Source organism: Streptomyces sp. NPDC059718 (assembly GCF_042733315.1).
In the GTDB taxonomy this organism is placed as follows: domain Bacteria; phylum Actinomycetota; class Actinomycetes; order Streptomycetales; family Streptomycetaceae; genus Actinacidiphila.
Genome location: NZ_JBHWGA010000018.1, coordinates 69,404 through 88,853, shown reverse-complemented (window position 1 = coordinate 88,853; position 19,450 = coordinate 69,404). Strand labels below are relative to the sequence as shown.

Sequence of the window (19,450 nt, the reverse complement as noted above, 5' to 3'; positions counted from 1 at the left end):
TGCCGTTGGTGACGGCTGCCTGCATGCCTGCATGCCTGCCACCAGTGAACGACATCCCCCACCGGCGCATCAACGGCGCGCGGAAGCGTTCCGCCCCGGGGGCGCACCCGCCCCGCGCGCCGGGTCGTGCCGCGCCGTACGGCTGTTGCGGCTGCTAGTCCGCCGGCATCGGGGTGGGAGGCGGGGACAGCTCGTCCGCGTGCTCGCCCGTTACGAGGTAGACGACGCGCTTGGCGACCGAGACCGCGTGGTCGGCGAAGCGCTCGTAGTAACGGCCGACGAGGGTGACGTCCACGGCCGTCTCGATGCCGTGCTTCCAGCGGTCGTCGAGCAGGTGCTGGAAGAGCGTGCGGTGCAGCTCGTCCATGCGGTCGTCGTCCGCCTCCAGCTGCAGGGCGTCGTCGACGTCCTTGCTGATGATCACCTCGGCGGCCTTGGCCATCAGCCGCTGCGCCAGCTGGCCCATCTCCAGGATCGTGGCGTGCAGGTCGCTCGGGACGGCGGTGTTGGGGAACCGCAGCCGTGCGAGCTTCGCCACATGGCGGGCGAGGTCGCCGGAGCGCTCCAGGTCCGCGCTCATGCGCAGGCTGGTGACGACGATCCGCAGGTCGGTCGCGACGGGCTGCTGGCGGGCGAGCAGAGTGATGGCCCGGTTCTCCAGCTCGCGCTGCAGGTCGTCCACCTTCTCGTCGGCGGCGATCACGCTCTCCGCGAGCTTGAGGTCCGCGTCGAGCAGCGCCGTGGTGGCCCGCCCGATCGCGGAGCCGACCAGCCGGGCCATGTCGACCAGGCCGTCACCGATCGAGTCGAGTTCCTCGTGATATGCGTCGCGCATCGCGATCCTTCCGTTGCCGCTTCAGCCGTTCGAAAAGAGGATTGTCCTCCCACGCTGACACGCTCCCCAACCTCGCGCGCACACGCGTACCGCTCGAGCATCGGGAATGAACCGGTGCTGACACCACGGTGAACTCTTGGCAACGCGCGTTCGAGAAGACGCTCCGACCGCTGTGGGTCACTCATTCCGTCCCCCTAACCTGGGGGTATGGACGTGAACGCGGCAGTCGCCGCAGCCAGTGCGATCGCCGGTCTCTGCACCGGTGTGATCGCTGTGCTCGCGTTCCGCTGGAGCGAGCGGGAACAGGCCCGCCCGACGCGCACATCCCTGCGGCCCGACGCCGCAGCCGTTCTACCGCCGGGCGTGGACACGGTGCTTTCCGTGCTGCGCTCGTCGGCCGTCGTCCTCGACGAGGGCGACACGGTGGTCAAGGCAAGCTCGGCGGCGTACGCCCTCGGGCTGGTTCGTGGCGGAAGGCTCGCCGTCGACCAGATGCTGCAGATGGCCCGGGAGACCCGGCGGGACGGCGAGATACGGCAGGTGGAACTGGACCTGCCGCGCCGGGGCGCCGGCCGCGGCGAGGGCCTCGCGGTCTCCGCCCGGGTGGCACCACTGGGCTCGCGCCTGGTGCTGCTCCTGGTCGAGGACCTGACCGACGCCCGGCGCATCGAGGCGGTGCGGCGCGACTTCGTCGCCAACGTGAGCCATGAGCTCAAGACCCCGGTCGGCGCGCTGTCGCTGCTCTCCGAAGCGGTGATGGACGCCAGCGACGACCCCGAGGCCGTCGAGCGCTTCGCGGGCCGGATGCAGATCGAGGCCGCCCGGCTGACCAGCCTGGTCCAGGAGATCATCGACCTCTCCCGGGTCCAGGACGACAACCCCCTCGACGACGCCGAGCCGGTCGCCGTCGACGACCTCGTCGCCGAGGCGGTCGACCGCTGCCGCCACCCGGCGAACGCCAAGCAGATCACCATGGCCACCGGCGGCGCCCCCGAGCTGTACATCTGGGGCAACCGTGGCCAGCTCGCGGCCGCGCTCGGCAACCTCGTCGAGAACGCGGTCAACTACAGCCCGGTCCGCACCCGCGTGGGCATCGCGGGCCGCAGGGTCGCCGCACCCAGTGGCGACCTGATCGAGATCTCCGTGACCGACCAGGGGATCGGCATCTCCGAGAAGGACCGGGACCGCGTCTTCGAGCGGTTCTACCGGGTCGACCCGGCGCGCTCGCGCGCCACGGGCGGCACCGGCCTCGGTCTGTCCATCGTCAAGCACGTGGCCGCCTCCCACGGCGGGGAGGTCACGGTGTGGAGCGCCGAAGGCCAGGGCTCCACCTTCACCCTGCGGCTGCCCGAAGCCGCGGCGTCCCGGGACGGCCGGGACCGCTCCACCGCCGTGGCGGTGGAGGACGGCGGGCCCGGCTCCGGGTCCTCTTCCGCCCTCTACGAGACGTTCCCCGATCACATCCCCGCCCCGGAGGTCCTCCCGTGACCCGAGTACTCGTCGTCGAGGACGAAGAGTCCTTCAGTGATGCCCTGTCGTACATGCTCCGCAAGGAAGGCTTCGAGGTCGCCATCGCGGCGACCGGGCCCGACGGGCTGGACGAGTTCGAGCGCAACGGCGCCGACCTGGTCCTGCTCGACCTGATGCTGCCGGGTCTGCCCGGCACGGAGGTCTGCCGCCAGCTGCGGCTGAAGTCCAACGTCCCGGTGATCATGGTCACCGCGAAGGACAGCGAGATCGACAAGGTTGTCGGTCTCGAAATAGGAGCGGACGACTACGTCACCAAGCCCTTCTCCTCCCGCGAGCTGGTCGCCCGCATCCGGGCGGTGCTGCGCCGTCGCGGCGAGCCCGAGGAGATCTCGCCGTCGGCGCTGGAGGCCGGCCCGGTCCGCATGGACGTCGACCGGCACGTCGTGACGGTGGGCGGCGGCAAGGTCGACCTGCCGCTCAAGGAGTTCGACCTCCTGGAGATGCTGCTGCGCAACGCGGGCCGCGTCCTCACCCGCATGCAGCTCATCGACCGGGTCTGGGGCGCCGACTACGTCGGCGACACCAAGACCCTCGACGTCCACGTCAAGCGCCTCCGCGCCAAGATCGAGCCCGACCCGGGCGCGCCGCGCTACCTGGTGACGGTCCGCGGCCTGGGCTACAAGTTCGAGCCGTAAACCGGTGACCGGACAGGAAGGGGCCCCGGGGGCGATGTGCTCCCGGGGCCCCTTCGCGTGCCGGGGTGTGCTCAGCCGGCTCAGCCGGCGGGCGACTCGGTGATCGTCTCGGTCTCGGTCGGCGAGGCCGTGGCGCCCTCGGCGGGCGACTCGCCCGGGCTCGCGGTCTTCGTGGGCGAGGGCTTCTCGCTCGGCCCGAAGGAGGCGTAGTAGCCGGCGGCGGGCAGCGCGAGGCTCTGCAGGGAGACCTCGCCGGTCTTGCTGAAGTCGAAGACGACGTCCTTGAAGTCGCCGTCGGTCTTGCTCGCGGAGCCGCCCTTGAACAGGGCGGACGGGTTGCCGTCACCGCCGAGCAGCACGGAGCTGTGGCCGGGCAGGGTGATCGGGCCGGACAGGTCGGCGTCCAGGGAGCCGACCTTCACGGAGTCCAGGGTCTGCGACTCGTCGCCGTTGTTGAAGATCTTGGCCGTCACCGACGAGGAACCGTCGGAGGTGGCCTGGGTGAGCACGACGACGTTCTGGACCTCGATGTCGCCGACGCTGGTCGCGGCGTTGTCCGGCCTGACGCGCAGCGTCTCCGCGCTGTTCCCGGCAGCGCAGGCGGCGAGCGGGACGAGCGAGAGTGCAAGGGCGGCGGCGAGAGCGCCGCGTCGAAGGCTGCTGCTCACGGCGGCGGCATCTCCTTGGGCGGGGTACGGGAGGTACGGAGGTACGGACGTACGGGACTTACGGGTTACCTGGTGCTGGATTAGGTTACCGAGCCTGTCTCGTGCGCCCGCACCGGGCCACCCCCCGGCGGGCCGGGGCTTCACCCACCCGGGTGTCCGGGAGGCGTTCCAGGGGGCCGCCGGAGGCCTTCCACGGGGCTCCGGGCGGAACGGCGCGGGCGCGGCGGAATCCATTACGGGATTCCGCCGAACGATTCCCGCCACACCGGCAAGATCCATTTACCGTTCATCCGCCGGACGGAAATCCGGCGTGGTGCGAAAATGGATCACATCAAGCCCGTGGCGGCCGAACGGAGTAGCGAGAGACCCCCCGCAAGAGAGCGACAAATCGGGATGTTCCTCCCCTTGTCCTGGCCCTCCGAAGGGTGTAACGGCGGCGTTTCAGGGCCCCTCGACACCCACTCCGACCTGCGAATACCGCCCTCCGCTCCCCTCCCGCAGCACGTTCCGGGCGCACTTGTCAAGCCCCGAGATATGCCCTGACCTGCGAAAACGCCATTCAGAACCAGCCGTTCCCGTGTTACCCTGGATAGCCACGGAAGGGGTACCTGTCACATGACGTTCAAGGTTGGCGACACCGTGGTCTATCCCCATCACGGGGCCGCGCTGATCGAGGCCATCGAAACTCGCCAGATCAAAGGCGTGGACAAGACCTACTTGGTGCTCAAGGTCGCCCAGGGCGACTTGACGGTACGCGTGCCCGCGGACAATGCGGAGTTCGTCGGCGTGCGCGACGTGGTCGGTCAGGAAGGGCTGGACCGGGTCTTCGAGGTGCTGCGCGCACCGTACACCGAGGAGCCCACCAACTGGTCCCGCCGGTACAAGGCGAATCTGGAGAAACTCGCCTCCGGCGATGTCATCAAGGTCGCGGAAGTCGTGCGTGACCTGTGGCGTCGCGAGCGGGAGCGCGGGCTGTCGGCCGGCGAGAAGCGCATGCTCGCCAAGGCCCGCCAGATCCTGGTCAGTGAGCTCGCGCTCGCGGAGAACACCAACGAGGACAAGGCCGAGACCCTCCTCGACGAGGTCCTCGCGTCCTGACGCGGATTTCCGCCGTGGTGCCCGGTGCGTTCCATACGCCGGGCACTGCGGCATGCCGGGGCGCCCTCACGGTGGCCTGGCACTTCGACGACGCCGAGGATCCCCCTCGTCTTCGTTCGCGCGTCGCTTCCCCCTGCATACTGGGTGCCGGGCCCGGGCAGCTGGCCCTGTCGGTGTCACGGAAGGGTCCGACAGGGGCTTCGCGCCCGGCACGTTGAGGCGATACCCATTTCGGCCAAGGACACAAACCTGACTACCGCGGCAGTCATTCCCGCCGCCGGACGTGGAGTCCGGCTCGGCCCCGGTGCGCCCAAGGCGCTGCGCACCCTGGGCGGCGTCCCCATCCTCGTGCACGCCGTGCGTGCCATGACCCGCGCCCGCGCGGTGTCACTGGTCGTCGTCGTGGCGCCCCCGGACGGGGTCGCCGAGGTCAGGGCGCTGCTCGACAGCAACGGCCTGCCCGAGGCCAAGGACATAAGGGTCGTCGCCGGCGGCGAGAGCCGGCAGGACTCGGTACGGCTGGGCCTGGCCGCGCTGCCGGACGAGGTCGAGGTGGTGCTCGTCCACGACGCCGCCCGCCCGCTGGTGCCGGTCGACATGGTCGACGCCGTCGCCGCCGCCGTGCGGGACGGTGCCTCGGCCGTCGTCCCGGGGCTGCCCCTCGCCGACACGGTCAAGGAGATCGACCCGGCGACCGACGCCGTCGTCGGCACCCCGGACCGCTCGCTGCTGCGCGCCGTCCAGACCCCCCAGGGCTTCGACCGGGCGACGCTGCTCAAGGCGCACACCACGGTCACCGGGCCGGTCACGGACGACGCGAGCATGGTCGAGCGGCTCGGAGTCCCGGTGCTGGTCGTGCCGGGGCACGAGGAGGCCTTCAAGGTCACCCGCCCGCTGGACCTGGTCCTGGCCGAGGCCGTCCTCGCCCGCAGGAGGGCCACCGATGACTACTGAGCCGACGGGCGCCGCCCCGGCCCCCCACGTCCCCGTGCTGCCCCAGGTGGGCATCGGCACCGACATCCACGCCTTCGAGGCGGGCCGCGAACTGTGGGTCGCCGGTCTGCTGTGGGAGGGCGAGGGGGACGGCCTGGCCGGGCACTCCGACGCCGACGTCGTCGCGCACGCCGCCTGCAACGCGCTGTTCTCCGCCGCCGGCATGGGCGACCTCGGCGCGCACTTCGGCACCGGGCGCCCGGAGTGGTCGGGCGCGCCCGGTGTGACCTTGCTCACGGAGGCCGCCCGGATCGTCCGCGAGGCGGGCTACGACATCGGCAACGTGGCCGTCCAGGTCATCGGTCCGCGCCCCAAGATCGGCAAGCGCCGCGACGAGGCCCAGAAGATCCTGTCCGCCGCGGTGGGCGCCCCCGTGGCGGTCTCCGGCGCGACGACCGACGGTCTGGGCTTCACCGGGCGCGGCGAGGGACTGGCGGCCGTGGCGACCGCGCTGGTGGTCCGCCGCGCGAAGTGACCGGCGGTGCCGAGAAGTTGACCCGGCGCCCGCAGGGCCGTGCCGTCCGCCGTACGGGTGAAGCGCCCGCCCTCCGGACGTCACAACCCCATGAAGCTCCCGTGGAGCGGACGGCGCACGCACCCGGGACCACTACCCTTGATGCGTGACTATTCGCCTGTACGACACCGACGCGCGCCAGGTCCGTGACTTCACCCCGCTCCGGCCGGGCTGCGTCTCGATCTACCTGTGCGGCGCGACCGTGCAGGCAGCCCCGCACATCGGGCACATCCGGTCCGGACTGAACTTCGACATCATGCGCCGCTGGTTCGCCTACCGGGGCTACGACGTCACGTTCGTCCGCAACGTCACCGACATCGACGACAAGATCATCGCCAAGTCCGGCGAGCAGGGCCGCCCCTGGTGGGCGATCGGCTACGGGAACGAGCGGGCCTTCAACGACGGTTACGACGCGCTCGGCTGCCTGCCGCCCACGTACGAGCCGCGTGCCACCGGCCACGTGCCCGAGATGATCGAGATGATGCGCGGTCTCATCGAGCGCGGCCACGCCTACGAGTCCGAGGGCAACGTCTACTTCGACGTCCGCTCCTTCCCGGACTACCTGGAGCTGTCCAACCAGGAGCTCGACAACCTGCGCCAGCCGGAGAGCGAGGGCGAGACCGGCAAGCGGGACGCCCGCGACTTCGCGATGTGGAAGGCCGTCAAGCCCGGCGAGCCGTCCTGGGGGACCCCGTGGGGCCGTGGCCGTCCCGGCTGGCACCTGGAGTGCTCCGCGATGGCCCACAAGTACCTGGGCACCGCCTTCGACATCCACGGCGGCGGCATCGACCTGATCTTCCCGCACCACGAGAACGAGATCGCCCAGGCCAAGGCCTTCGGCGACGACTTCGCGCAGTACTGGGTGCACAACGCCTGGGTCACGATGAGCGGCGAGAAGATGAGCAAGTCGCTCGGCAACTCGGTGCTCGTGAGCGAGATGACCAAGCGCTGGCGGCCCATCGTGCTGCGCTACTACCTCGGTACCCCGCACTACCGCTCGATGATCGAGTACAGCGAGGAGTCGCTGCGCGAGGCCGAGTCGGCGTTCGCGCGGATCGAGGGCTTCGTGCAGCGGGTCGTCGAGATGGCGGGCCCGGTCGAGCCGGCCGCCGAGGTGCCGCCGGCCTTCGCCGAGGCGATGGACGACGACATGGGCGTCCCGCAGGCGCTGGCGATCGTCCACACCACCGTCCGGCAGGGCAACTCGGCGCTCACCGCGGACGACAAGGAGAGCGCCGTCGCCCGCCTCGCCGAGGTGCGCGCGATGCTCGGCGTCCTGGGCCTGGACCCGCTGGACGCGCACTGGTCCGGCGACGGTCGCGGGGAGGACCTGCACGGGGTCGTGGACTCCCTCGTCCGGCTGGTGCTGGAGCAGCGGGAGTCGGCCCGCGGGCGCAAGGACTACGCGACCGCCGACGCCATCCGCGACCGGCTCCAGCAGTCCGGGCTGGAGATCGAGGACACCCCCTCCGGGCCGCGCTGGACGCTCGGCTCCCGGTAGCCGGGCGTCCGCGTCATCATTGACACGTACGTACGTTCACGCAGTAGCAGCAGGAAACAGGTGACCCATGGCCGGCAACAGCCAGCGCAGGAACCGCCGCACGTCCAACAAGAAGGGCGCCACGGTCGGTAGCGGCGGGCAGCGGCGCAGGGGCCTGGAGGGCAAGGGCCCCACCCCGCCCGCGGAGGCGCGCAAGGGGCACGCCAAGCAGCGTGCCGCGAACGCCAAGGTGAAGCGTGCCGCGTCCACGCAGTCGCGCCGCCCGTCCGGCCGGGGCTCCAAGTCCACCTCGGAGCTGGTGGCCGGGCGCAACCCGGTGGTGGAGGCGCTGCGCGCCGACATCCCGGCCTCGGCGGTCTACGTGCAGCAGTTCATCGACAACGACGAGCGCGTGCGCGAGGCGATCAAGCTCGCCACCGACCGGGGCATCCCGCTGATGGAGGCCCCGCGGCCGGAGCTCGACCGCATCACCAACGGGCTCAACCACCAGGGCCTGGTGCTGCAGATCCCGCCGTACGAGTACGCCCACCCCGAGGACCTCGCCGCCGAGGCCTTCGACGCGGGCGAGGACCCGCTGATCGTCGCGCTGGACGGGGTCACCGACCCGCGCAACCTCGGCGCCGTCGTCCGTTCCGTCGCCGCCTTCGGCGGCCACGGGGTCGTCGTGCCCGAGCGCCGCGCCGCCGGGATGACCGCGGGCGCCTGGAAGACCTCGGCCGGCACCGCCGCGCGCGTCTCGGTCGCCCGCGCCACCAACCTCACCCGCACGCTCGAGGCCTACCAGAAGGCGGGCCTCACGGTCGTCGGCCTGACCGCCGACGGCGAGACCGAGCTGCAGGACCTCGAGGCGCTGGCCGGGCCGGTCGTCGTCGTCGCGGGTTCGGAGGGCAAGGGCCTGTCGCGGCTCGTCGGGGAGACCTGCGACCTGCGGGTGCGCATCCCGATGCCGGGCGGCGCCGAGTCGCTGAACGCGGGCGTCGCCGCGGGCATCGTGCTCTACGAGGCGGCGCGCCGCCGGGCCTGAACCCCGGGCGGGCCCCGTGCGCGCCCCGGCGACAACCCCTGATTGACGGGCCTCGGACACAACGGGGCCCGTCACACAGTGTCCTTATCGGGTGTCACTCGGTTAGATGAGTGTGGACACCAGAACACCCCGCACTCCTCCGGGGGGACGGTCGTCGGCGGTCACCGACGAGCCTGTGCTCAACATGCATAAGGTCTCCTCCGACCCGGCCCAGGTCATCGTCAATCACGCGAGCTTCCGCGTGCAGTTCGGCGCGGCGTCGGGCCGTGCCCTGACGAGGACCCAGCGCGTCCCCGTCATTCCGACCTCCGTCCGCCCCTCCGCGGCCGCACAGCGGCGCGGTGCGCCCCTGGTGTGGTCCGGGCGCAGCGAACCCGGCGACGCCGCTGCCGGCCACCTGCTCGCCGCGGTGCGCCACGGTCAGGTGGACGGCCTCGACCTCGGCACCGCGACGCAGGTGCTGCCGCGGATCGAGGAGCCGCCGCAGCCCGTCGTCGGCCCGCCGCGCCGGCCGCCGGCGCCCGGCGAGATGCTCGGCGGCATCCGCCCCGCGCGCGGCGCCTACGACGACTACCCCGACCACGAGGACACCAGCGAGTTCGCGTACGCCGCGCCGCCCGCCGGCCCCGTCGACGAGGACCCCGACTTCGATCCGTACGGGGATCCCGACGAGGAGTACGGCCGCGCCCGCAACCGCGATCGCGCCGAGCCCATCCGGCACGCCTACTACCCCGGCCGCCGGATGAACCTCGGCATCGTGCTGCTGCCGCTGCGCATCTTCCTGGGCTTCATCTCCATCTACGCCGGCATGGGCAAGCTCTGCGACCCCGTGTACTTCGACGGCGGCAAGCGCGGCTCGATGGTGACCTGGCTCGCCTCGCTCCACCCGTGGGGGCTGGCCGAGCCGCTGCGCGACCTCGCCCTCGCGCACCCCATCGGCGCCGGACTCACGGTGGCCTTCCTGCAGGTGATCGCCGGTGTGCTCACGGTCTTCGGGCTCTGGCAGCGGTTCGCGGCGTCGATCGGCGCCCTGCTGTCGGCGGCACTGCTGGTGACGGTGAGCTGGCGGACCGTCCCGGCGTACGACACGCCCGACATCATCCTGCTCGCCGCCTGGAGCCCGCTGGTCATCGCGGGGGCGCCGGTCTACTCCGCCGACGGCCGACTGGCGAGCGAGGCCTGGCGCAAGCTGGGCCCGCGCGCCCCGCTGGGGGAGTTGCGCAGCCGCGTGCTGCGGCGCGGCGCGGTGCTGGCCACGGTGCTGGTCGGGATCTCGCTCGTGGTCGGTGCCACCCTCGGGACCGCCGTGCGGTCCACCGGCCCGCGCTCGCAGCTCCCCGCCCCGACCGACGTCCCGACCAACAACCTCGAGGGCTCCCCGCTGCCCGAGGTGCCCGGTGAGAAGTCGTCCCGGCCCTCCACGGCCCCCTCGGCGGGCCGTTCCGGTGGTCCCTCGTCCTCCCCGTCCTCCTCGCCGTCGGCGCGGGGGGCGGCGTCCTCAGCGCCGAACGCCACGCAGTCGCGTCCCGGGTCGTCCTCGGCGAACACCGGCAGTGGCGGCGGCACCGGCGACGGGCCCGCGCGGACCGTGCCGTCCGTCCCGTCCCGTCCCACGATGCCCAGCAACCCGCCCACGCAGGGCGGCGGCAACGGCACCGGCGGCACCGGCGGCGGTTCCTCCGACAGCGGCGGCGCGCTCGGCGGGCTGCTGGGCAGCGGCGAGACCTCCGGCTGGCTGCTCGGGGCCCCAACGCGGCACGGCTCGGGCAAGTTCGCGTAACGCCCGTACGGCACACGGGAAGAGGCGGCCGGAGGTTCCACCCTCCGGCCGCCTCTTCGTCGTTCCCTGCGGCGCCTGTGGCGCTGCCTGTGGGGCGGCCTTGCCCGAGCCGTGCCGCGGTCGGTGCCGCGGTCGGTGCGCTCAGGGCTGCGAGGCGAGTTCCTTCGCGGCCTCGGCCAGGTCCTTGGCGGTGTCGATGGCCCGCCAGTACGCCCCCTGGGGCAGCGGGAAGCCCGCGAGCCGCCGTTCCCGGGCGAGTTGGGGGAAGGTGGTGCGCTCGTGGTCACCGCGCTCCGGGAGCAGCCCGGTGAACTCGGGGGAGAAGACGTAGACGCCCGCGTTGATGAGGAACGGTGAGGGCGGGGACTCGATGAAGTCCAGGACGTGGCCGAACTCGTCGGTCTCCACGGCGCCCCACGGGATGCGCGGACGGGCCAGCGCCAGCGTGGCGACCGCGGCCCGCTCGACGTGGAAGGCGGCCATCTCCCGCAGCGAGAAGCGCGTCCAGATGTCGCCGTTGGTGGCGTACCAGGGCTCCTGGGGCCGGGGCAGGGAGGCCGCGGCGTGCTTCAGGCCGCCACCGCGGCCGAGCGGTTCGCGCTCGACGACCGTGGTCACCCGCAGCGGCAGGTCGGCCGCCGCGTCGGCGAGCCACTCCTGGAGGACCTCAGCGAGATGGCCGCACGAGATCACGGCGTCGGTGACGCCCTCGGCGGCCAGCCAGGCAAGTTGATGGCCGATGATCGGGATCCCGGTTCCGGGGATCTCGATCATCGGCTTGGGGCGGGTGTCGGTATAGGGCCTCAAGCGGGAGCCCTGTCCTCCGGCGAGGAGGACGGCCTGGGTCACCGCCGGGGAGGTCGCGGGCGTGCCGGTCATGGGCGCACCCTACGCGACCCGCGCGTCGGGTCATCCGAGCGAGGCCACGCCCGTCGCGAAGGCGGTGTCGCAGACCGGACGCGACCAGGCCCGGGCGCGGTGCACCGAGCCGTACTTGGCGACCGCGGCGCGGCCCAGGGACCGGGCGATCGAACCGCAGTACTGCGCCAGCGAAGGCCGCTCGTTCATCTCGCGCTGCAGGTGCGTCAGGGCGATGCCGGGGTTCTTCTCCTGCAGCTCGCCCAGCAGCTTGCGGCGGAGCACCTCCTGCGGGGCCGACCGCTGGGACGCCGCCTCCTTCTGGTGCGAGGCGGTGAGGACTTGGGCGTCGGACGCCGAAGTCGCCCACGGGACGCGGGTGACGGCGAGGGTGCCGGAGAGCACGAGGACGACCGGGAGGACGAGGGCGAGTGACTTGCCGATGCGGCGGGCTACCTGGTTCACGGCAGTGATGGTAGCGAGGAGTGATGATTTGGCGACATTTAGCCACTCTGATGAGTGATGAATGCCCCTTGATCGACTACGGGCGCATTGACGAACATGGTCGAAACGCCATTGTATGAGCGGAAATGTGGGGTGATTCGACCCCTGGAACGGCCGCGGCCCGGCCCCCCTTGCGCGGGGGCCGGGCCGGGTGTGTCCGCGGGCGGTCGGGGGACCGGATGCCCGGTCACCCGATCACTCGGTCGTTCAGTCGCTCAGTCGCTCACCGGTGGAGGTGGAGAAGACGTGGCTCTCGCCGGCGCGCGGCACGACGCGCAGCACGGAGCCCTTCTCCGGCACCTGGCGGCCGCCGACGCGGATGACCAGGTCCTTGTGCTCGCCGCCGACCTCGGCCGAGCCGTAGACGAAACCGTCCGCGCCCAGCTCCTCGACGACGTTCACCGTCACGGCCAGACCGGCCGGCTCGTCCTTCGACAGGCCCGAACCGTCGCCGTCGACGATGTCGAAGTGCTCCGGGCGGACGCCGACGGTGACCGTGCGGTCGCCCTTGTCCGCCGCGGCCTGCACCGCGTCGCGCTCGACCGGCACCACGGAGTTGCCGAACTTCACGCCGCCGTCGGTGATCGGCACCTCGACCAGGTTCATCGCCGGGGAGCCGATGAAGCCCGCGACGAAGAGGTTGGCCGGCCGGTCGTACATGTGGCGCGGGGTGTCGACCTGCTGCAGCAGACCGTCCTTGAGGACCGCCACGCGGTCGCCCATGGTCATGGCCTCGGTCTGGTCGTGGGTGACGTAGACCGTGGTGGTGCCGAGGCGGCGCTGCAGCGAGGCGATCTGCGTACGGGTCTGGACACGGAGCTTGGCGTCCAGGTTGGACAGCGGCTCGTCCATGAGGAAGACCTGCGGCTCACGGACGATCGCGCGGCCCATCGCCACACGCTGGCGCTGACCACCGGAGAGCGCCTTGGGCTTGCGGCCCAGGTACTCGGTGAGGTCCAGGATCTTGGCGGCTTCCTCGACACGCTTGCGGATGTCGGCCTTGTTGACGCCCGCGATCTTCAGGGCGAAGCCCATGTTGTCCGCGACGGTCATGTGCGGGTAGAGCGCGTAGTTCTGGAACACCATGGCGATGTCCCGGTCCTTGGGCGGCAGGTGGGTGACGTCCCGGTCACCGATCCGGATGGCGCCGGCGTTGACGTCCTCCAGGCCGGCCAGCATGCGGAGCGAGGTCGACTTCCCGCAGCCCGAGGGGCCGACGAGGACGAGGAACTCGCCGTCCGCGATGTCGATCTGCAGCGCGTCGACGGCGGGGCGCTCGGTCCCGGGGTAGATCCGGGTCGCCTTGTCAAAAGTGACAGTAGCCATGGTGCAGTGGTCCCTTCACCGGCAGGAACGTGCCGGACGATCCGAGTAAAGGAAAAAGGTCTAGTCCACAGGATGTGGACCTTCCGTGACGCTACCTGGCCCGCCCCGCTTTGTCAGTACCCTCCCGGCGGCCAATTCCCGGACCCTCCCCCCTCCCCGCCTGGGTACACTTCTCGTGGCCCCACCCGTCTCCCGGGCACCCCGGAGCGCGGACGGTGCCGTGCCGCCTTAGCTCAGCTGGTAGAGCACCGCTCTTGTAAAGCGAAGGTCGTCGGTTCGAACCCGACAGGCGGCTCCAGTTGGGAGTAGCGACGACGCCCCGGACCATGATCGGTCCGGGGCGTTTGACATCCACGGGTGACATCAACGGGGGCGGTCACTCACGGTCGAGGCGTCGCCTCAGCAGGCGGTCCATGTGACTGATGGCCTCACGCTGTGTGTCCGATGTCACGTGCGTGTAGACGTCCATCGTGATGCTGATCTGGCTGTGACCCTGGATCTCCATGACCACACGGGGAGCCACACCGGCCGCCGTCAGCAGCGTCGCGCAACCGTGCCGGGCATCGTGCAGAGGGATCCGCCGAAGGCCGGCCGAAGCGGCGAGCCGGAAGAACGACCGATTGATGTTCCTCGGCTCGACCGGGCGCCCCGTGCGGGTGGTGAAGACGTACGACGAGGGGGCCAGGTCAGTGCCCTTCCGCCGTGCCGCCTCGGTCTGCCGCAGCCGGTGCCAGCGCAGGGCCGCAACACTCACGGTCGGGGCGGCGCCCGAGCGGACGGTCCATGTGGCTGATGGGCTCACGCTGTGTGTCCGATGTCACGTGCGCGCGGACGTCCGGTGTGATGCCGGGACGCCGACGGATACGAGGCCCCGGCGGGGCGCTGGTTCATTCCGGGGGCGGGGCGGGAGAGGCCGGCCGCTAGCCCGACGGCCGATTGCGCCGGGTCCGGCGGCAGCGCGCATTCGTTGCCGCGTGCGACAAGGAACTTCAGCGGACCGTCCACGCGCGGATCGCGCCGCGCAGAGCGGCGCGGCGGCGCGCGGCCCGGCGCCCCGGGCCGACGCTCCTGCTCCTGCTCCCGCTCAAAGCCGCTTCGCCGAACTCACTCCGTAGGTTGACGGTGGCGTTCGTAGTAAGCGCGGAAGTCGAAAAAGCGGAGACCCTCAATCGCAGTCCCTGACTCGATCTCCCCCAATGTCCAGGCGTGCTCGGAGTAGTCATCGAACGCGACACCACCTTGCCGCAACAACAGGGTGGCAAGGTGGCGCACCTCAGCAGTTCCATCGATGCGTCCCGATATGTCAACGCACACTGCCCACGTTGGGCGATACCCAAGGGCTGCCTCAAGGAGGGCCACCTCGTCAGGCTCCCAGTCTCGGAACAAGCAGCCCGTTTTCTCGTCATCGATCACGAGGTAGACGCGTTCGGCGAACGTCCACGATCCGTCGCCCCCCACCAGATGCCGGTCAAGGCAGGCCACGGTGTCGGCGCGATCACCAACGGGGAACATGAACACGGTCCTCATGGACGCAGCGTAGGAGCAGCAACCACGCAACATCACCGAAGCGGCAGGACCGCGAGCGCAGGGTCCGGCGAGGTGGGGGAATCCGCAGGTCACGCCTACGGTCCCCAGGCCTCACTCCTGAAGCGGTGATTGCCCGCCCGGTCGCCGTACCCCAGTGCCGTCGACGCGCAGGCCCCGGATTCGCCGACGGCGTCCGGATCGCGGTGCGGGCCGCCCGCTGATTTTTTGCGTGCACACAGGCATAGCGGGCGCCCACCGCACACGTCATCAAGGACAGCAAGCCCGCCGAGGAAGATCCCAGAACGTCTAGAGAAGGTGACGATGGATGCCGAGGGCCAGGAAAACTTCAGGGAGTTCGTGGAGAGCAGGTCGTCCGCGCTGCTGAAGACCGCCGTCCTGCTCAGCGGTGGTGACCGGCATGCGGCCGAGGATCTGCTGCAGAACGCGCTGATCAAGGCCGCGGGACGGTGGCACCGCATCGAGGAGCCCGAGGCGTACGTACGGCAGATCCTCTACCGGCAGCAGGTGAGCCGGTGGCGGCTGAAGTGGCCGCGGCGCGAACTGAGCGTTCCCGAGCCGCGGGAGAGCCCGGTGCGCCACGGCGCCGACGACGGGCCCGGCGCGGCCGATCTGCGCATCGTCATGCGTGCCGCACTGGCCCGGCTCACCGCCCGTCAGCGCACCGTCCTGGTCCTGAGGTACTTCGAGGACCTGCCCGAGGCCGACGTCGCCCGTCTGCTGGGCTGCTCGGTCGGCACGGTGCGGTCCACCACGCATCGCTCCCTGACCCGGCTGCGGAGCCTGGCCCCCGAACTGGCCGCACTCGGCCCCGCGGACGCCGAGCAGCAGCCGTCCCGTGACTTCTCGCCTGTGGAGGTGCGTCCGTGAACGTCGATGAGCTGGTGCGCGCCTCGCTGCGCGAACAGGCCGCCGAACAGCCTGCGCTGGGACCGGGCTTCGCCGAGCGGGTGCTTGCGGTCCGACGGCGTCGTCGGACGCGGGCGCTGGCGTCCGTCGCGGCGGCCACCGCCGTCGTGGTCGCCGTCGCGGTGGCGGTCCCGTTCCTGGACGCCGGCAAGGACGACGCGCGCCTCGCGAACGTCTCCGCCCACCCGGACCAGACGCCGCCGCGCGACATGATCGCGGCAGGGGGCGTCGCGCTGGCTGCCTACTACACCTGGGAGACCGACGCCCGTGGTGTCGCCGTCCGCGCCTACCGGCTCCTCGATCCGAAGACCGGCACGTACGTGAAGACGACCACGTGGTCCCGGGTCGCCGTCGCTCCTGGTATGCGGACCGCCGCCGTCCTCGAAAGGAACCTGCCCGCCAAGCGGATCGGCCTGCTCGACCTGCGCACCGGCGAGGTCGAGCGCTGGATCCCGGTCGACCGCGGCGTCGCGGGCGTGGAGTTCTCGCCCGACGGCAGCAAGCTCGTCGTGACGACGTACAGCGAGAACCCCGACCTGAGGTACAAGAAGGCGAAGTACGACAACGACGGCGACGGCGAAAAGGACTGGACGCTGGAGCCCGACGCCCCCGGCCAGTCGAGCAGGACCGGCTTCTACATCCTGGACGTGGCCTCCGGGAAGGGATCCTGGAGCGAGGCCGCCGTCGACCAACTCGGCATCCGCCAGGACTTCGCCTTCAGCCGTGACGGCAAGCTGCTCCAATCCGGGCTCTTCCGGCCTCCCTACAGGCAGTACTACGACTTCGCGGGCAACCAGGTCGCCGCGCCCGCGAACGAGGCGTACGCGTCCTGGCGCAATGAGTCGGGGCTGTCCCCGGACGGCAAGTTCGTCGGGGGCGGTTACCTGCGGGGCACCCGCCCCATCGAGCAGTCCCGTTCCAAGCTCCTCGACCCCTACACCGGCAAGCAGGTCACCACGGTGCGCGGTGAGGAGTTGCTCACCTGGGTCGACAACAAGCACCTGATCGCCTGGGACTTCACGTCAGACCTGAAGTCGCACTCCCTCCGGCTCGTGCTCGTCACGATCGGCAGCGACAAGGTCGTACCGCTGAGCGGTTTCAGCAAGGGACTCGACGGTGCGGCCGGGCACTGGACGCCGATCTTCGCCGAACGCTGATCAGGCGGCCCGCCGGCCGCTCGTTTCCGCCATGCCGCCTCGGGCCTCCGCTGGGCCGCGCCCCGGGACGTCGCGTCGTGCTGCCAAGATGACGCGACGCGCACGCGTCGAATCAGGGGTGGGCATGGAGAACTGGGACTTCCGCGAGTGGCAAGCAGCCCTGGGCGCCCTCGACCCAAGGGCGGCCGCCTTGGTCGGCCTTGCGGCGGCCGAGCGCATAGCGGGGTGCCTGGGCGACGAGCGCTTCCGCCGCCACGGTGCCTCGGCGGCCGAAGCGGCGCGGGACCTGCTGCAGGAGTGCTGGTCCTGCGCCCAGGGCGGGGATGGATCTGCGGCGGCCCGGATACGGGACCTGGCCGACCGGTTGGCCGCCCACTGCGCGGACTACCAGACGCTCTCGATGACCGAGCTGTTCCACTCGTACGGGCCGTTCGCCGCCGACACGGACGGGGATCCCGACGATGAGGTCCCCGACCTGGACGAATTCCTGGAGGAGGCGGAACCCGAGGGTGCGGTGATGATGCATCTGGACGCGCTCACGGCGATAGGGGAGGCGGCTGCGGCCTGTGCCGGAGGCCCCTGGGACGGAGCCCTCCGGTGCCTGCAGTACACCGCCATGGCCGCGGACCAGCACGATCCCCGGCTGCCGGGACCGGGCGCCGAGACACGGCACCAGGCGGAGGACCTCGCGCTGGTCCGGGCGACGGACGGCGCCGGGGCCGGGCCCGGGCACCTGGTGACGGAGCTCCGGACCCGCGCCCAGGCGGAGGCGGCGGGATGGCAACGGGCCACCGAGCGACTCGGCCTTCTGCACGACTGATCCCGGGGCCTCGCATGGGGCCGTCGTAGGGATCCGGGGGAATCCGGGGTCCCGCGGCGGCTGCGCGATGGGGCGCAGGGCGGAGCACACCGGACTAGGCGCCGCCCAGCAGTCGCGAGAGCTCCGTCTCGGCCTCCTCGTACCCCGCGTCGGCGATCCGCTGCAGTTCGCGCAGGTCGCCCCCGGCGGCGGCGCGGCGGGTCAGCAGGAACCCCGCGTGCGTGGAGCCCTCGTCCAGCAGTTCGCTCAGCTCCTCGATGTCCCCGGCGGCGTCGGCGAGGTCGGCCAGCCGGTCCAGGGCGCTCTCGTTCCCGGCGTCGGCCAGCTCGCGCAGGGTCTCGCGGTCGAAGTTCGTGTTCACCATGGCGTCAGGGTGCAACCCTGCCCCTGGGGCAGGGTCAAGTGCCACGATTGCCGGGTGATCACCATCGGTCAGCTCGCGGCGTACGCCGGAGTGTCGATCAAGACCATCCGCGTCTACCACGCCAAAGGCCTGCTTCCCGAGCCCGGCCGCGACACCTCCGGCTACCGGCGCTACGGCGCGGACGACGTCGTCGCCCTGATCAAGATCCGGACGCTCGCCGAAGCGGGTGTCCCCCTGGCCCGCATCCAGGAACTGAGGGCGGCCGGCGAAGAGGAGTTCCGCCGGGCGCTCCACGACATCGACGGCCGACTGGCCGAGCGGATCCGCGGACTGCAGGCCACACGGGCGCGCCTGCGCGAGCTCGCCTCCGGGGAGCCGACGCTGCTGCCCGCCCGGGTCCGGGCGCATCTGGAGGACCTGCGGCGCTGGGGATTCACCCCCCGGTGGGTGGACCTCCAGCGAGACCTGTGGATCCTCGTCTTCGCCACCCACCCGGACCAGGCGGGGGCCCTCTTCCAGGACCAGGGCGAGACGCTGTCCGAGCCCGCGCTGCGCCGGCTCTTTCTGCGGTACGACCACGCGTACGGCCTCGATCCCGGCGACCCCCGCATCGACGACCTGGCGCAGCGGATCGTCGAGGCGACCCGGAGCCGCTACGGATCGAGCCCGCCCCCCGAGGTGGACGTGGCCTCGGACATCCCCGCCCTCATCCAGAGCACGGTCAACGCCGCATCCCCGGCCTGGCGGCGGCTGGACTCGCTGATCCGGGCGGGGCTGGGCGCGGCGCCGTGAGCCGCTCGAAGGGCCCGGGGTCCCTGAGGCCGATGCGGCCCATCCGGAACTCGGCCCCGGCCCGTAGCGGTCCCGGGACGCCGCATGGCTGAGGTGATCGCCGATCTCGGACCCCGTTCCCGCGTGCATCGCGCGGCATCCTCGACCCACCCCGGGGCGTCCGCGCCCTGTGCACCGGTCAAGATGCTCATCACACGGGGACCGGGCAAGGAAGGGGCGGGCAGGGGTGACGGACGGGGACTGGCCGGAGGGACCGGACGCGGATCCGGGGGCGGCGCGGGAGCGGTACGAGGCCGACCTGCGGAGCGATCGGGGGGCGGTGCGCGAAGTGCTGCGCGCGGACCGGAAGGACGCGCACATGGGGCTGGGCGCGGTGGTGGTCACCAGCGGCATCGTGGGGGCGTCCGCGGGTCCGGCTGTCGGCGCGCTGATCGCGGGTGCCTTCGCCGCGCTGTTCCTGGCCGCCCTCACGGTCATGCTGCTGGGAGGACTCCGGGGGAAGGAGGCGGCGGGTGGCGCCTACCGCTTCGCGTTCGGATGGGGGCAGTGGCTGTAGGGCCGCGGAGGGGTGCCCGCCCGCGCGGGGCGGGCACCCCT

At 71.6% G+C, this 19,450-nt stretch carries 20 protein-coding genes, 1 tRNA gene and 1 pseudogene; 14 read left to right on the top strand and 8 right to left on the bottom strand.

Annotated elements, in window-relative coordinates:
• Nucleotides 1–154 precede the first annotated feature (154 nt).
• Nucleotides 155–835 carry a phosphate signaling complex PhoU family protein gene (gene phoU / locus ACFV3E_RS21310; RefSeq protein WP_499513183.1) on the bottom strand — a complete coding sequence of 227 codons (681 nt, stop codon included), beginning with the start codon at nucleotides 833–835 and terminating at the stop codon, nucleotides 155–157.
• 207 nt (nucleotides 836–1,042) lie between these two features.
• Here phoU and phoR point away from each other — a divergent pair, with 207 nt between their 5' ends.
• Both phoR and phoP read left to right on the top strand, forming a co-directional pair.
• On the top strand, nucleotides 1,043–2,323 hold the full coding sequence (phoR, locus tag ACFV3E_RS21305) for a sensor histidine kinase (RefSeq protein WP_499513184.1): 1,281 nt from the start codon (nucleotides 1,043–1,045) through the stop codon (nucleotides 2,321–2,323).
• Nucleotides 2,320–3,000, top strand: coding sequence for a two-component system response regulator PhoP (gene phoP / locus ACFV3E_RS21300; RefSeq protein WP_475986601.1), 681 nt, complete (start codon nucleotides 2,320–2,322; stop codon nucleotides 2,998–3,000). Before phoR ends, phoP begins: the two co-directional genes overlap by 4 nt.
• A gap of 80 nt (nucleotides 3,001–3,080) precedes the next feature.
• Here phoP and ACFV3E_RS21295 read toward each other — a convergent pair whose 3' ends face one another.
• On the bottom strand, nucleotides 3,081–3,668 hold the full coding sequence (locus ACFV3E_RS21295; RefSeq protein WP_500536034.1) for a DUF461 domain-containing protein: 588 nt from the start codon (nucleotides 3,666–3,668) through the stop codon (nucleotides 3,081–3,083).
• A 615-nt stretch (nucleotides 3,669–4,283) separates the two neighbouring features.
• Here ACFV3E_RS21295 and ACFV3E_RS21290 point away from each other — a divergent pair.
• The 6 genes from ACFV3E_RS21290 to ACFV3E_RS21265 all read left to right on the top strand — a co-directional run bounded on the left by ACFV3E_RS21290 (nucleotide 4,284) and on the right by ACFV3E_RS21265 (nucleotide 10,578).
• Nucleotides 4,284–4,766 (top strand): CarD family transcriptional regulator, encoded by a 483-nt coding sequence (locus ACFV3E_RS21290; RefSeq protein WP_018559600.1) that lies wholly within the window; start codon nucleotides 4,284–4,286, stop codon nucleotides 4,764–4,766.
• 228 nt (nucleotides 4,767–4,994) lie between these two features.
• Nucleotides 4,995–5,720: a 2-C-methyl-D-erythritol 4-phosphate cytidylyltransferase gene (ispD, locus tag ACFV3E_RS21285; protein WP_499516900.1), complete on the top strand. Its 726-nt coding sequence runs from the start codon at nucleotides 4,995–4,997 to the stop codon at nucleotides 5,718–5,720.
• Nucleotides 5,710–6,234: a 2-C-methyl-D-erythritol 2,4-cyclodiphosphate synthase gene (gene ispF / locus ACFV3E_RS21280; RefSeq protein WP_500536032.1), complete on the top strand. Its 525-nt coding sequence runs from the start codon at nucleotides 5,710–5,712 to the stop codon at nucleotides 6,232–6,234. The genes ispD and ispF overlap by 11 nt, the downstream gene beginning before the upstream one ends.
• Before the next feature lie 145 nt (nucleotides 6,235–6,379).
• Nucleotides 6,380–7,774: a cysteine--tRNA ligase gene (gene cysS, locus ACFV3E_RS21275; protein ID WP_500536031.1), complete on the top strand. Its 1,395-nt coding sequence runs from the start codon at nucleotides 6,380–6,382 to the stop codon at nucleotides 7,772–7,774.
• A gap of 67 nt (nucleotides 7,775–7,841) precedes the next feature.
• Complete coding sequence (rlmB, locus tag ACFV3E_RS21270; RefSeq protein ID WP_499513188.1) at nucleotides 7,842–8,798, top strand: TrmH family RNA methyltransferase; 957 nt, start codon at nucleotides 7,842–7,844, stop codon at nucleotides 8,796–8,798.
• A 106-nt stretch (nucleotides 8,799–8,904) separates the two neighbouring features.
• Nucleotides 8,905–10,578, top strand: a complete 1,674-nt coding sequence (locus ACFV3E_RS21265; RefSeq protein WP_500536029.1) for a DoxX family protein — start codon at nucleotides 8,905–8,907, stop codon at nucleotides 10,576–10,578.
• Nucleotides 10,579–10,719: 141 nt separating this feature from the next.
• On the opposite strand, the gene ACFV3E_RS21260 is transcribed toward ACFV3E_RS21265, so the two are convergent.
• The 3 genes from ACFV3E_RS21260 to ACFV3E_RS21250 form a co-directional block, all read right to left on the bottom strand.
• Nucleotides 10,720–11,457, bottom strand: coding sequence for a nucleotidyltransferase family protein (locus tag ACFV3E_RS21260; RefSeq protein ID WP_500536028.1), 738 nt, complete (start codon nucleotides 11,455–11,457; stop codon nucleotides 10,720–10,722).
• Nucleotides 11,458–11,487: 30 nt separating this feature from the next.
• On the bottom strand, nucleotides 11,488–11,901 hold the full coding sequence (locus ACFV3E_RS21255) for a hypothetical protein (protein WP_500536027.1): 414 nt from the start codon (nucleotides 11,899–11,901) through the stop codon (nucleotides 11,488–11,490).
• Nucleotides 11,902–12,147: 246 nt separating this feature from the next.
• On the bottom strand, nucleotides 12,148–13,266 hold the full coding sequence (locus ACFV3E_RS21250; RefSeq protein WP_499513192.1) for an ABC transporter ATP-binding protein: 1,119 nt from the start codon (nucleotides 13,264–13,266) through the stop codon (nucleotides 12,148–12,150).
• A gap of 222 nt (nucleotides 13,267–13,488) precedes the next feature.
• On the opposite strand from ACFV3E_RS21250, the gene ACFV3E_RS21245 reads away from it, so the two are divergent.
• Nucleotides 13,489–13,564: transfer RNA gene (locus ACFV3E_RS21245), tRNA-Thr, on the top strand.
• A 78-nt stretch (nucleotides 13,565–13,642) separates the two neighbouring features.
• Here the strand turns inward: ACFV3E_RS21245 and ACFV3E_RS21240 are convergent.
• A pseudogene (locus ACFV3E_RS21240) lies at nucleotides 13,643–14,011 on the bottom strand (tyrosine-type recombinase/integrase); the annotation flags it as partial.
• 359 nt (nucleotides 14,012–14,370) lie between these two features.
• Nucleotides 14,371–14,793: a hypothetical protein gene (locus ACFV3E_RS21235; protein WP_500536026.1), complete on the bottom strand. Its 423-nt coding sequence runs from the start codon at nucleotides 14,791–14,793 to the stop codon at nucleotides 14,371–14,373.
• 321 nt (nucleotides 14,794–15,114) lie between these two features.
• Between ACFV3E_RS21235 and ACFV3E_RS21230 the strand changes: the two genes are divergently transcribed.
• The 3 genes from ACFV3E_RS21230 (at nucleotide 15,115) to ACFV3E_RS21220 (ending at nucleotide 17,697) form a co-directional block, all read left to right on the top strand.
• Nucleotides 15,115–15,681 (top strand): SigE family RNA polymerase sigma factor, encoded by a 567-nt coding sequence (locus ACFV3E_RS21230; protein ID WP_500536025.1) that lies wholly within the window; start codon nucleotides 15,115–15,117, stop codon nucleotides 15,679–15,681.
• The gene (locus ACFV3E_RS21225; protein ID WP_500536024.1) at nucleotides 15,678–16,877 is read left to right on the top strand and encodes a WD40 repeat domain-containing protein; all 1,200 of its coding nucleotides are present in this window, start codon (nucleotides 15,678–15,680) and stop codon (nucleotides 16,875–16,877) included. The genes ACFV3E_RS21230 and ACFV3E_RS21225 overlap by 4 nt, the downstream gene beginning before the upstream one ends.
• Nucleotides 16,878–16,965: 88 nt before the next feature.
• The gene (locus ACFV3E_RS21220) at nucleotides 16,966–17,697 is read left to right on the top strand and encodes a hypothetical protein (RefSeq protein WP_500536023.1); all 732 of its coding nucleotides are present in this window, start codon (nucleotides 16,966–16,968) and stop codon (nucleotides 17,695–17,697) included.
• A gap of 94 nt (nucleotides 17,698–17,791) precedes the next feature.
• Here the strand turns inward: ACFV3E_RS21220 and ACFV3E_RS21215 are convergent, their stop codons facing one another.
• Entirely contained in the window at nucleotides 17,792–18,061 is a 270-nt protein-coding gene (locus ACFV3E_RS21215) for a hypothetical protein (protein WP_500536022.1), read from the bottom strand.
• 54 nt (nucleotides 18,062–18,115) lie between these two features.
• On the opposite strand from ACFV3E_RS21215, the gene ACFV3E_RS21210 reads away from it, so the two are divergent.
• Entirely contained in the window at nucleotides 18,116–18,853 is a 738-nt protein-coding gene (locus tag ACFV3E_RS21210) for a MerR family transcriptional regulator (RefSeq protein WP_500536021.1), read from the top strand.
• Nucleotides 18,854–19,079: 226 nt separating this feature from the next.
• The gene (locus ACFV3E_RS21205; RefSeq protein WP_500536020.1) at nucleotides 19,080–19,409 is read left to right on the top strand and encodes a hypothetical protein; all 330 of its coding nucleotides are present in this window, start codon (nucleotides 19,080–19,082) and stop codon (nucleotides 19,407–19,409) included.
• The last annotated feature ends 41 nt before the right edge of the window (nucleotides 19,410–19,450 follow it).

Coding starts and splice junctions, on each gene's coding strand:
- phoU (WP_499513183.1), bottom strand. CDS start 835: ATGCGCGACGCATATCACGAGGAACTCGACTCGATCGGTGACGGCCTG.
- phoR (WP_499513184.1), top strand. CDS start 1,043: ATGGACGTGAACGCGGCAGTCGCCGCAGCCAGTGCGATCGCCGGTCTC.
- ACFV3E_RS21290 (WP_018559600.1), top strand. CDS start 4,284: ATGACGTTCAAGGTTGGCGACACCGTGGTCTATCCCCATCACGGGGCC.
- ispF (WP_500536032.1), top strand. CDS start 5,710: ATGACTACTGAGCCGACGGGCGCCGCCCCGGCCCCCCACGTCCCCGTG.
- rlmB (WP_499513188.1), top strand. CDS start 7,842: ATGGCCGGCAACAGCCAGCGCAGGAACCGCCGCACGTCCAACAAGAAG.
- ACFV3E_RS21265 (WP_500536029.1), top strand. CDS start 8,905: ATGAGTGTGGACACCAGAACACCCCGCACTCCTCCGGGGGGACGGTCG.
- ACFV3E_RS21260 (WP_500536028.1), bottom strand. CDS start 11,457: ATGACCGGCACGCCCGCGACCTCCCCGGCGGTGACCCAGGCCGTCCTC.
- ACFV3E_RS21250 (WP_499513192.1), bottom strand. CDS start 13,266: ATGGCTACTGTCACTTTTGACAAGGCGACCCGGATCTACCCCGGGACC.
- ACFV3E_RS21235 (WP_500536026.1), bottom strand. CDS start 14,793: ATGAGGACCGTGTTCATGTTCCCCGTTGGTGATCGCGCCGACACCGTG.
- ACFV3E_RS21230 (WP_500536025.1), top strand. CDS start 15,115: ATGGATGCCGAGGGCCAGGAAAACTTCAGGGAGTTCGTGGAGAGCAGG.
- ACFV3E_RS21220 (WP_500536023.1), top strand. CDS start 16,966: ATGACGCGACGCGCACGCGTCGAATCAGGGGTGGGCATGGAGAACTGG.
- ACFV3E_RS21215 (WP_500536022.1), bottom strand. CDS start 18,061: ATGGTGAACACGAACTTCGACCGCGAGACCCTGCGCGAGCTGGCCGAC.